Genomic DNA, 9,969 nt, shown 5'->3' with positions numbered 1-9,969 from the left:
CAACGCGCACTTGCCCGTTGGATCGGTACTTGCCCACTATGCCACCACACCTTCCCCACCTAACAAAGTCCTACTAGTGCGCGGCGCGAGAACTGCGGCCCCGCAGGGTGACGATCTCGCGCAGGCCGGAGGCGAACATCCGGGACCAACCTCCTCGCCGCTCGTCCCGAGGTCGGGCGCGACGAGGAGACCGCGGGACGCAGACTCATCCGCGCCCTGTCCGAACGGGGGATTCTCCTCGGGACCGTCGAGACTGCGACACTCCCGGCCCTGTACGCCGCCACCTCACCCGACGCCGAAGGTGGCGGGTTCTACGGGCCCCGCGGACTCGGGCACCTGGGCGGCCCGCCGGCGGAGCAGACGCTCTACAGCCGCCTGCGCGGCGAGGACGAAGCCCGACGGATGTGGCGGACCTCCGAGGAACTGACACGCGTGACCATTCCCGCGGGCCGGTGTCACGATGCGGCGACGGACACCTGACGGGCGGGGTCGATGCTCTCCGGACGTGCGCCCTCGCCGAGGGCGAAGCCCACGCCGCGCACGGTGTGGACGACATACGGCGATTCGACGGCCACCAGCTTGCGTCGGAGGGAGCAGATGTAGGCGTTGAGGACGTTCGTCTTCGATTCGACGGTCACACCCCACACCATCAGCATGAGGTCGCGACGAGTGACGACCCTGCCGATATTCTGCGCGAGCACGGTGAAGAGGATGAATTCCGTCCGGGTCAGCGTCGTGCGCAACCCGTCGTAGTCGGTGTCGTGCCGTTCCTCGCACAGGCAGAGATCCTGGCTGCCGGCGGGCGCCGGCGCGGGCACCTCGGGTTTCACACGCCGGAGGATCGCGCGGAGCCGGGCGACGAGTTCGTCCGCACCGACCGGGATCTCCAGCACGTCGTCGGCGCCGGCCTCGAGGAGGTCGCTGCGACGGTTCCCGGAGCGGAAAGTGCCGATCACCACGATGGCGAGCGCGAATCGCATCGCCTTCAACCCTCGCACTGTGGTGTCGGCATCGAGGTGCGGTGATCGCGCGTCGACGATCACCACGTCGGGGGGTTCGATCCGTGAACGCACCGGTTCCGCGTAGGTCCGCGTGACGAAGAATCCGCCATCGCGGAGGCGTTCGACGAGGGAGCTCTCCACGTCGGCGTCGATGAGCAGGACACGCGGCCGGGCAACTGCCGGGCTCGACACAGAGTTCATGCGGATTCCTCCTGTTTTCGAGCCTCGCGTCGGTGTGCCGATAGATCAACCCCGCGCCGAAGATCAAGTTCCCACGCCGCAGTTGATGACGATATCGAGCGGAACTCCCCTATCGTTACCGTGAGACCGCTGCATCACCCGATCGGGAGGTCGCTGTATGTCGGGATTGCGACACATCGCACTGCATGGGGACGACGTCGCCTACCGGCTGAGCGGTGCGGGCGAGACGCTTCTGCTCGTACACGGGATGGCCGGAAGTTCGGCGACCTGGCGTGCGGTTCTCCCGCAGTTGGCGCAGCGCTACCGAGTGCTGGCCCCGGATCTGCCCGGTCACGGTGATTCCGCCAAACCGCGCGGCGACTACTCGCTGGGCGCGTTCGCCGCGTGGCTGCGCGACCTGTTGCACGAGTTGGAGATCGAACGGGTCACCGTCGTCGGGCAGTCGCTCGGCGGCGGGGTGGCGATGCAGTTCAGCTATCAGCATCCCGAACTGTGTGAGCGCCTGGTCCTCATCGGCAGCGGCGGACTGGGGCCGGACGTGAACTGGACGCTGCGATTGCTGGCGGCGCCCGGGTCCGAGTTCCTGCTCCCCCTGATGGCGCCGGCCGCGATACGCGACGCCGGCAACAAGGTTCGCAGCTGGCTGGCGGCGATCGGGGTTCAGTCGGTTCGCGGCGACGAGATGTGGCACGCCTATTCGTCGCTGTCCGATCCGGAGACCCGGCAGGCGTTCCTGCGGACGCTGCGCGCGGTCGTCGACCATCGGGGGCAGGCGGTGAGCGCGCTGAGCCGGCTGTACCTGAACGCAGGTCTCCCCACCCAGCTGATCTGGGGTGATTCGGACGGCATCATCCCGGTCGCGCACGGTTACGCGGCGCACGAGGCGATGCCCGGGAGCCGGCTCGCCGTCCTCGACGGTATCGGCCACTACCCGCACCTCGAGGATCCGGCCGCGGTGGTCGGCATCATCGACGACTTCGTCTCCACCACACCCGCACGCATGTGAACCCTGACCGCCCACAGGAAGGTCGAGAACCATGGCTCCCATTTCGATCGACGCCACCGACGACGTCGTGACTCTGGCCAACGTGTTCACGGTGACACCGGAGACTCAGCAGCGGCTGGTGGAACTGCTCGGCCGGGCCACCGAGGAGGTGATGCGGCATCGTCCCGGTTTCGTGTCGGCCAACATTCACGCCGGTCTGGACGGCACCCGGGTCGCGAACTACGCGCAGTGGCGCAGCGTCGAGGACTTCCGGGCGGCACTGGAGGATCCGGTGGTACGCGAGCACATCGACGAGATCACGACGTTCGCGACGGCCGACCCTCAGCTGTACCGGGTGGTGTCGACGCATCACTCCTGACGCAGGAGTGACTCGGATCGAGCGCCGCCCAGGCGTCGTCCGGTGACGAGGATGTAGATGCTGACCAGCAGCACCCAGGCGGGGAACGCCAGCGTCGTCCACAGGCTGACGCTGACGACCAGCAGCAGGGCGAGGGCGAGCAGATACGTGGTCACGACGAGGAATCGCGGCATCAGTCCGGTCCGGAGCCAGATCGTTCCCAGCGAGATCATGAACACCGCCGCCATCCGCAGCGCGTAGACGTGGTTGATCTGCAGCATGATCTCGCGGCCGAAGTAGACGATCTCGTCCGCGGAACTACCCGAGTGCCGGGCGATCGCGAGGACGCCGCCCGCCACGCCCATCGAGACGAAGCCCATCGCGAGGAACAACAGCCCACTGCCCAGGAACACCGTCGCGAAGAAGCGGTCCTCGAGGTCGCCGAGGCGGTCGCGGATGACGCCGATGAACCAGAGGAACGCGATGCCCGCGAACGGGGCAAGCACGAGTGCCGTCTTGATCCGCGTCTCGCCGCTTTCCACCCAGGGGGTTTCGTCGAACGGGTCGGCAGGCAGTGCGGTGTGCAGGAGGACGAGGCTGGCGGAGAAGAACGCGGCGAACACGATTCCCGCGACGGCCGCCGAGCGTGGCGTCCTCAGCCGGCGGAACTGTTTCTCGCGCTGCATTTCGGCCATGGGTCAATCCTGGCTCGAGCGGTGACCGCGAATCATCGATTCGCGTCAACCGGCCCCGTGCCCGTCAAAGAAACCGACCGCAGTGTCTGCTACGCCCGATTCGGGCGCGCGAACTGGCCTTTCCGCGGTCCGGGTGCAGACCGGGCGTGTCGGCCTCCCGCTGGGCGGAACGCCGCATGGCGTGCCGCATCCCCGAGAACTGTGATGTCAATTACACATTCGCGAGACTTCGACCATCGAATGTGACCACCCACCCCTACCGCCCGGCTCGGGCGCGCCGCACGGCCGCGGCGCCGCCACGAATTCCCGTGCAGGTATTCGAAAGGACCCGATGATGGTCACCCATGCGCCAGACGGCGGATCGGCCCGGACGCGACAGCAGGACGTCGCCGACGAGCGATGGACGCCCCGACTGATCTTCTCGCTCACCTCGATCGTGTTACTGCTGGAGATGCTTGCAGTCAGCTACATGATGATCTCGATCGCGTTGCCGCAGATCGTCACCCACTACCGGACGACGCAGGGTGCGTGGTTGCTCACGTCGTTCCTGCTGGTGGGGGCGGTCACCTGTCCGCTGATCGGCAAGCTCGCCGACACCCACGGCAAACGCAGGCTGCTGCTGACGGCTGTCGCCCTGTCCGCGCTGGGGTCGCTGATCTCGGCGATCGCACCGACGTACGCGGTGCTGATCGCGGGCCGCTCCCTGACCGGGCTGCTCGTGCCGTGCCTGTTCCTGAGCTATTCGCTGATCCGCGACGTCTTCCCCGCCCGGACGGTGGCGCTGGCGGTCAGCATCGCCACGAGCGGAATGGGGCTCATCGCGATCCCCGCGCCGTTCTTCACCGGCTGGCTGATCGACAATTTCGGGTTCCGGAGCATTTTCTGGTTCTTCCTGGCCGGTCTCGTGGTCCTCAGCGTCCTGATCCGGGCGACGACCGACGAATCGACCGTCCGTCTGCGTTCGCGCATCGACCCGATCGGCGCCGCGCTCCTCGGCGCGGGACTCGCCGGCATCCTCGTCGGCGTGAGCTTCGGGCCGTCGTGGGGCTGGATGTCGGGGTCGACCCTCGGGTTCATCGCCGGCGGTGTCGCCCTGTTGGTGGCGTGGATCGTGTCCGCACTACTGCTGCCGGACCCGCTGATCGACATCCGCTTCTTCGTAAGCGGCCCGTGTTCCTGACGGCACTCGGCGCCGGATTCTGCTACGGCACGTCCTCTGTGTTCACGATCATGCTCCCGATGATGTGCATGACCCCGGCGATCCTGGGGCTCGGCTACGGATTCGGTATCAGCGCAGAGGGATTCGCAATTTTCCAGGCGCCGCTGGGTGGTGCGGTGGTGATCGGCGGACTGATCGTCGGAACCCTGGTACCCCGGAACGTGCGGCCGCGCATCCTGATGGTCGTGGGCATGCTCGTGATGGCGGCGGCCTGCCTGCTCACGGCGACGATCCACGATGACAAGGCGCTGCTGATCGGCTTCGCCGCCCTGCTGGGGCTGGGAATGGGCATGGGGTACGCCTCCATCCCGAACCTGCTCATCGCCGCGGTACCGCCGCAATTGCAGGCGACGACGGCGAGCATGGTGGCGGTGTTCCAGAGCATTCTGCCCGCCATCCTTCCGGTGATCGCCTTCACCGTGTTGAACTCGCACATCGCGACCGTCATGCAGGGCGCCGTCTTCTACACGGACACCGGCATCACCATCGCGTTCGTGATCGGCGCGATCTCGGCGCTGCTGGGCGCCGTGGTGGCCGTCGCGCTGCCCCGCAGGATTTCGCAGCTGAGCGCACCCGGTGCCGAGTCCACGTCGGCGACCGACGTGGTTCTCGCCCACTGAGCGGCTGGTCATGACGTCGTCGCCGCGTCCCCGAGCGGGCGCGGCGACGACTACGGAGCGGGCCGCTCCGTCGAAACCGCTCCCTGCCGTCGGCCGAGTGGGAGGCTGAGGGGGAAACAGTTCTCTGGTTCGACTCGGACGACAGGAGACCACCATGCGACTGACCACACTCGGCGACCTTCCCGGACGCATCGCGACCGGGGGCTTCATCCTCCATACGGGATTGCAGAAATGGTCGGCGGACGAGCAGACCGCCCAGGGCGTTCACGGTATGGCGGCGGGGGCGTTCCCGTTTCTGAACGCGATTCCGCCGGAACGATTCATCAAGTTGCTGTCGATCGCCGAGATAGGCACGGGCGTAGCGTTACTCGTACCGTTCGTGCCCACCGCCGTCGCGGGGGCTGCGCTCACCGGGTTCTCCGGGGGTCTCGTGGCGATGTACGCGAGGACCCCGGCTCTGCGTAACCCCGGCAGCATCTGGCCGAACGAGAACGGCATCGCGATTGCGAAGGACACGTGGATGCTCGGGATGGGACTCGGCTACGTGCTCGACGGGTGGACGCGGCTGCGCAACCGCTGACCGTCCGGAAGTGAGGTGGACGCTCTCGTCACTGTTCGGGGACGGCGCAGAAGTCGCTGTCGGAGAACCCTGACGGCCGCACACCGAGCGCCTGGTTGAGGCGTCCTCGGTGGTTCTCCCAGGCGATGGCCGCGGCGAGTTCGGTCAGCTGGGCCTCGGAGAAGGCGGCGAGGAGCGAACGCCGCAGGTCGTCGCTGATGTGGGCGGGGGTGCGTGTCATCGCCTCGGCGAACTCGAGGACCAGTTTCTCGGTGTCGTCGAACGCGGAACTCTCGCGGAATGCCGGCAGGGCGCGCAACTGGGCGTCGCTCACTCCGAGGGCACGGCTGAACGCCGATCCGATGTCGAGGCAGTACTCGCAGTTGGTCAGCGCCGCCGCCTTGATCTCGGCGAGCGCCTTCAACCGAGGGTCGACCCGGGCGCTCGCCGCCAGCGCGATCTCGTGGAATCCGACGGCCGCGAGCAGTTGTGGTCGGCGTCGCATCCAGCGGAACAGATCTGCCCGGTTGCGGCGGGCGGTGGGAAAGACGCGGCGAAACGAGTCCATCTGACCGAGGACGCTCATGCTGTCGGTTTACACCCGCGGCCGGACCTAGACAACCCCTGGACCATTCGGCAATCGTCGTGTCCCGGCGGCGGGAGTGTTCTACGTTCGGAACTGAGGCCGACCCCGCCGCACCCCGAGGAGTCACCATGAAGGCAGTCGTCTGCACCGGGACTCGCCTGGAGTTGGGTGACGTCCCGGCTCCCGTCCCGGCCAGGGGTCAGGTGTTGATCGACGTGTCCCGGTGCGGGATCTGCGGCTCGGACCTGCACGCCCGCATGCACGCTGACGAGATGGCGGAACTGGCGGCCGAGACCGGCTACCACGACTTCATGCGTTCCCACCAGCGGGTCGTGCTGGGTCACGAGTTCAGCGGCACCGTCGCCGGCTACGGGCCCGGCTGCCGGAAGCGGTGGCCGGTGGGTACCGCGGTGGTGGCGTTGCCGATCGTCCGCACCGGAGCGGAAATTCACCTGACCGGCCTGTCGGCGTCGGCGCCCGGCGGCTACGCCGAACAGGTGGTGGTGCAGGAATCGATGACCCTGCCGGTCCCGAACGGTCTGACGGCGGAGAAGGCGGCCCTGACCGAGCCGATGGCGGTGGCGTGGCACGCGGTACGCAAGGGGGACGTAGGTAAGCGCCGGAACGCGATCGTCATCGGGTGCGGCCCGATCGGTCTCGCGGTGATCACCATGCTGAAGGCGACCGGTGTCCGGACCGTAGTGGCCGCCGACTTCTCCACCCGCCGTCGCGAACTCGCCCGGCAGTGCGGTGCCGACGTCGTCGTCGACCCGGCCGCGGCGTCGCCCTGGACGTCGTATCCGCGACGTCGGGAGACGACGTCGATCACGGATGTGCTCGGCCTCGGACTGGACACCATGGAGAAACTGCGCCGAATCCCGAGGCTGCCGTGGTGGCACGCCTTCACCCTCGCCGACGCGGTGGGCGCGACCCCGTCCGGGCCGGTCGTCTTCGAATGCGTCGGCATGCCCGGGGTCATCGACGGCATCCTGGCCGGGGCGCCGCTGCGGTCCCGCGTCGTCGTGGTCGGGGTGTGCATGGAGACCGACACGTTCCGGCCGGCGCTCGCGGTCGACAAGGAGATCGAACTGCGCTTCGCCGTCGCCTACGACCCCCGCGAATTCCGCGACACCCTGCATATGCTTGCCAACGGAAAGGTCGATCCGACACCGCTGATCACCGGCACGGTCGGCCTGCCCGGGGTCGAATCCGCGTTCGCCGCGCTGGGTCACCCCGAGGTGCACGCGAAGATCCTGATCGACCCCGAGATCAGCAGCGCTTCCCAGTGATCCGCCGCCGATGAACTCCCACCATCCCCGCCTCCGATGGGTCGCCCCGGCGCTGCTCCTCGCGCTGATCTACGCGGCGTCGCTCACCGTGTACGGGTTGAGCAGCCGCACCGGCGAGGACGAGGGACCATTCGAGGGCAGCAGTGACGAGGTCGTGGTCCTGGTGACGGCGAAGTCGCTTCAGCCGACGACCGACCGGGTGCAGGCCGAGGTGACGATCGCCGTCGGCGAGGAGTACCTGCACGCCAACGGCGACACGCTGAATCGGGACATCACGCTGCTGCTCCTCCCGAGCACCAGTCACGAGGAGATCGTGTTCCGTGCGGGCGCCGCACCGACGACGTTCGACACCGAGTTCATCGCCACCGGCAACGCGGCGTACTGGCCGTTCGACCGGTTCGAGGTCAACCCGATGGTGGTGGAGGCCTACGAAGGCGCAGGCGCGGACCGTGCACTGCTGCCCACGGGTCTCCTCGTGGACGGCCGAGTCGACGGGTGGAAGGCGCGGGCCGAAGCGGTGACCGTCGACACGGACCTCTCGCGGAACGGCACCGGCGCCGCACTGTTGTTCGCACGCACGGGCGGCAACCTGATCTACGCCGGCATCCTCCTGCTGATGATGACGATCCTCGCGGGGCTCGCCGCGTTCGTCGCGCTGCAGACGTTCCGGCGCAAACGCGCCGTCAACACCGACATGCTCGGCTGGATGGCGGCGATGCTGTTCGCGGTCGTGCCGTTGCGCGGAATCCTGCCGGGAAGCCCGCCGATCGGGTCGTGGGTGGACATCGCCCTCACGGTGTGGGTGGTGTCCACCCTCGTCGCGTCACTGGCGTTGTTCGTCTTCTGCTGGTGGCGGGACAGCGATCAGCCCGCTCGGCCCGACGCGGTTGCCACGAGCGCGACGGATTCGGAATAGTCGATGCCGTGGTGCGCCGAACGGGGAGAGTGTTGCCGCCGTGGTATCTCGGCCCCGTCAACATGGTGATCATCTGCCTGCATCGGCGGGCGTCGCCGCGAGCGGGTACGGCTGGTCCCGCTGCCGGTGTCGGAGCGGGCCCGGATCCTGCCCGAGTTCCCGATCCGGGTGCCGCACGGGGTCACCATGTTTCTCGAGGCCGGGACGGTCGCGAACTCCCTCCCGAGGCATTCGCGGCCGCGGCCGACCGGTGCGAGGTGTTCCATCGAGCCGCTGGACTGACGGGGGGTCACCGAACTTCGAGCGTGCCCACCATGTTCGGGTGGTAGGTGCAGTGGAAGGCGAACGTGCCCGGCTGGCCGGGCACCGTGAACGTCGCGGTCGCGCCCGGTTCGACCTCCACGTCGAACAGGTCGCCGGTGTCCGCGGTCACGGTGTGTTCGGCGGTGTCGTCGTTGCGGACGGTGACCTGCTCTCCCGGCGCAAATGTGCCGGGCAGCGTGTACTTGAAGTCGCTGATCACGATCTCCCGTGCACCCGCAGGCATGGACATCGGCATCGACATCGACATCGACGGCATGTCGGTCATCATGTGGTCCCCGGAGTGCTCCGATTCGGAGGAAGCGGACGAGTCGTCGCTGTCGTTACCGCACGCAACCAGCGCAAAGGCGGCCAGCAGGATCGGCAGGACAAGTGTCAGTACGCGTTTCATGATGGTTGCCTCCGGGGCGCCGTGGGAACGGATGCCCGACGCCCCGCTCCTCGCGGGAGTAGTACCCGTTTTCCCGGAAGACACCCCTCGGTGCATGGTGACGCGTCAGCCGCCGTTCAACGCCTCCTGCGTCTCGAGGTTCGCGACCGGGGTGCGGAGGGAGGCGACAGCGTCGGCGTAGAGGGAGGACTTGATCTCGCCGAGCGTGCGGCCACGCGTCGCAACGAGTCCCTGCGCGTGTGCGACGGCGTCGGCGAGCACTTGCTGCTCGGGGGCGACCTCGTCGACGAATCCGAGTTCCTTCGCCGCGGTGCCGCCGTACCGCCGGCCGGTCACCAGAGCGGTGTGCACCGCCCGCGCGGGCAGGCGGGCCGCGAGCAGCGCGATGCTGCCGGGCGCGTAACTCGCGCCGATGGTGATCCCCGGCAGGCAGAAGTAGCCGCGGTCCTCCCGCATCACCCGGTGGTCGTGGGCGGCCGCGAGGATGGCGCCGCCGCCGAAGGTGTGCCCGGTCAGCGCGGCCACGGTGGGCAGCGGGAAGGTGAGAATCCGGGCGAACAGGGCCTGCACGCGGTCGATGTAGGAGTTCAGCTTGTCGGTGTTGGCGAGCACCCAGGCGGTGTCGAGACCGGTGGAGTAGAACTTCCCGACCGCGGTCGTCACCAGCGCGGCGGGGCCGTCGTGCTGCTCGACGCGATCGAGGAGACCATCGACACTCGCGATCCAGTCCGGGTGGAAGGCGTTCTCGCTGTCCCGTTCGCCCTCCTCCCCGAAGAACAGGACGAACACATCACCCGAGCGTTCCAAGTACGGCATGCGGCGAGGCTA

Annotated in this window: 10 protein-coding genes and 1 pseudogene; 6 read left to right on the top strand and 5 right to left on the bottom strand. The window is 68.0% G+C overall.

Annotated elements, in window-relative coordinates; all coding sequences use genetic code 11:
* Positions 1-455: 455 nt before the first annotated feature.
* Positions 456-1,202 carry a response regulator transcription factor gene (locus MLGJGCBP_RS01840; RefSeq protein WP_160093837.1) on the bottom strand — a complete coding sequence of 249 codons (747 nt, stop codon included), beginning with the start codon at positions 1,200-1,202 and terminating at the stop codon, positions 456-458.
* A 157-nt stretch (positions 1,203-1,359) separates the two neighbouring features.
* On the opposite strand from MLGJGCBP_RS01840, the gene MLGJGCBP_RS01835 reads away from it, so the two are divergent.
* The gene (locus MLGJGCBP_RS01835) at positions 1,360-2,208 is read left to right on the top strand and encodes an alpha/beta fold hydrolase (RefSeq protein WP_087557388.1); all 849 of its coding nucleotides are present in this window, start codon (positions 1,360-1,362) and stop codon (positions 2,206-2,208) included.
* A gap of 31 nt (positions 2,209-2,239) precedes the next feature.
* Positions 2,240-2,566, top strand: a complete 327-nt coding sequence (locus MLGJGCBP_RS01830; RefSeq protein ID WP_160093836.1) for an antibiotic biosynthesis monooxygenase family protein — start codon at positions 2,240-2,242, stop codon at positions 2,564-2,566.
* Here MLGJGCBP_RS01830 and MLGJGCBP_RS01825 read toward each other — a convergent pair.
* Positions 2,557-3,240, bottom strand: a complete 684-nt coding sequence (locus MLGJGCBP_RS01825; RefSeq protein ID WP_160093835.1) for a hypothetical protein — start codon at positions 3,238-3,240, stop codon at positions 2,557-2,559. The two genes, MLGJGCBP_RS01830 and MLGJGCBP_RS01825, sit on opposite strands and share 10 nt — an antisense overlap.
* A 331-nt stretch (positions 3,241-3,571) precedes the next feature.
* Here MLGJGCBP_RS01825 and MLGJGCBP_RS01820 point away from each other — a divergent pair.
* Together MLGJGCBP_RS01820 and MLGJGCBP_RS01815 are read left to right on the top strand one after the other, a co-directional pair.
* A pseudogene (locus MLGJGCBP_RS01820) lies at positions 3,572-5,079 on the top strand (MFS transporter).
* 154 nt (positions 5,080-5,233) lie between these two features.
* Positions 5,234-5,659 (top strand): DoxX family membrane protein, encoded by a 426-nt coding sequence (locus MLGJGCBP_RS01815; protein WP_160093834.1) that lies wholly within the window; start codon positions 5,234-5,236, stop codon positions 5,657-5,659.
* A 28-nt stretch (positions 5,660-5,687) separates the two neighbouring features.
* On the opposite strand, the gene MLGJGCBP_RS01810 is transcribed toward MLGJGCBP_RS01815, so the two are convergent.
* Positions 5,688-6,224 (bottom strand): carboxymuconolactone decarboxylase family protein, encoded by a 537-nt coding sequence (locus MLGJGCBP_RS01810; RefSeq protein ID WP_160093833.1) that lies wholly within the window; start codon positions 6,222-6,224, stop codon positions 5,688-5,690.
* A gap of 128 nt (positions 6,225-6,352) precedes the next feature.
* Between MLGJGCBP_RS01810 and MLGJGCBP_RS01805 the strand changes: the two genes are divergently transcribed.
* Complete coding sequence (locus tag MLGJGCBP_RS01805) at positions 6,353-7,513, top strand: zinc-binding dehydrogenase (protein ID WP_160093832.1); 1,161 nt, start codon at positions 6,353-6,355, stop codon at positions 7,511-7,513.
* A 10-nt stretch (positions 7,514-7,523) separates the two neighbouring features.
* Entirely contained in the window at positions 7,524-8,429 is a 906-nt protein-coding gene (locus MLGJGCBP_RS01800) for a DUF4436 family protein (protein WP_087557394.1), read from the top strand.
* 289 nt (positions 8,430-8,718) lie between these two features.
* Here MLGJGCBP_RS01800 and MLGJGCBP_RS01790 read toward each other — a convergent pair whose 3' ends face one another.
* Together MLGJGCBP_RS01790 and MLGJGCBP_RS01785 are read right to left on the bottom strand one after the other, a co-directional pair.
* On the bottom strand, positions 8,719-9,141 hold the full coding sequence (locus tag MLGJGCBP_RS01790; protein WP_160093831.1) for a cupredoxin domain-containing protein: 423 nt from the start codon (positions 9,139-9,141) through the stop codon (positions 8,719-8,721).
* Between the two features lie 105 nt (positions 9,142-9,246).
* Positions 9,247-9,957, bottom strand: coding sequence for an enoyl-CoA hydratase/isomerase family protein (locus tag MLGJGCBP_RS01785; protein WP_087557396.1), 711 nt, complete (start codon positions 9,955-9,957; stop codon positions 9,247-9,249).
* Between the last annotated feature and the right edge of the window lie 12 nt (positions 9,958-9,969).

It is taken from the genome of Rhodococcus sp. T7 (assembly GCF_009872365.1).
In the GTDB taxonomy this organism is placed as follows: domain Bacteria; phylum Actinomycetota; class Actinomycetes; order Mycobacteriales; family Mycobacteriaceae; genus Rhodococcus_F.
Note: the sequence above shows the minus strand (reverse complement) of the source record. Positions and strands in the feature narration are given on the sequence as shown.

Excerpts from the sequence above, each read along its gene's own strand:
- MLGJGCBP_RS01840 (WP_160093837.1), bottom strand. The coding sequence starts at position 1,202 with ATGAACTCTGTGTCGAGCCCGGCAGTTGCCCGGCCGCGTGTCCTGCTC.
- MLGJGCBP_RS01835 (WP_087557388.1), top strand. The coding sequence starts at position 1,360 with ATGTCGGGATTGCGACACATCGCACTGCATGGGGACGACGTCGCCTAC.
- MLGJGCBP_RS01830 (WP_160093836.1), top strand. The coding sequence starts at position 2,240 with ATGGCTCCCATTTCGATCGACGCCACCGACGACGTCGTGACTCTGGCC.
- MLGJGCBP_RS01825 (WP_160093835.1), bottom strand. The coding sequence starts at position 3,240 with ATGGCCGAAATGCAGCGCGAGAAACAGTTCCGCCGGCTGAGGACGCCA.
- MLGJGCBP_RS01815 (WP_160093834.1), top strand. The coding sequence starts at position 5,234 with ATGCGACTGACCACACTCGGCGACCTTCCCGGACGCATCGCGACCGGG.
- MLGJGCBP_RS01810 (WP_160093833.1), bottom strand. The coding sequence starts at position 6,224 with ATGAGCGTCCTCGGTCAGATGGACTCGTTTCGCCGCGTCTTTCCCACC.
- MLGJGCBP_RS01805 (WP_160093832.1), top strand. The coding sequence starts at position 6,353 with ATGAAGGCAGTCGTCTGCACCGGGACTCGCCTGGAGTTGGGTGACGTC.
- MLGJGCBP_RS01800 (WP_087557394.1), top strand. The coding sequence starts at position 7,524 with ATGAACTCCCACCATCCCCGCCTCCGATGGGTCGCCCCGGCGCTGCTC.
- MLGJGCBP_RS01790 (WP_160093831.1), bottom strand. The coding sequence starts at position 9,141 with ATGAAACGCGTACTGACACTTGTCCTGCCGATCCTGCTGGCCGCCTTT.
- MLGJGCBP_RS01785 (WP_087557396.1), bottom strand. The coding sequence starts at position 9,957 with ATGCCGTACTTGGAACGCTCGGGTGATGTGTTCGTCCTGTTCTTCGGG.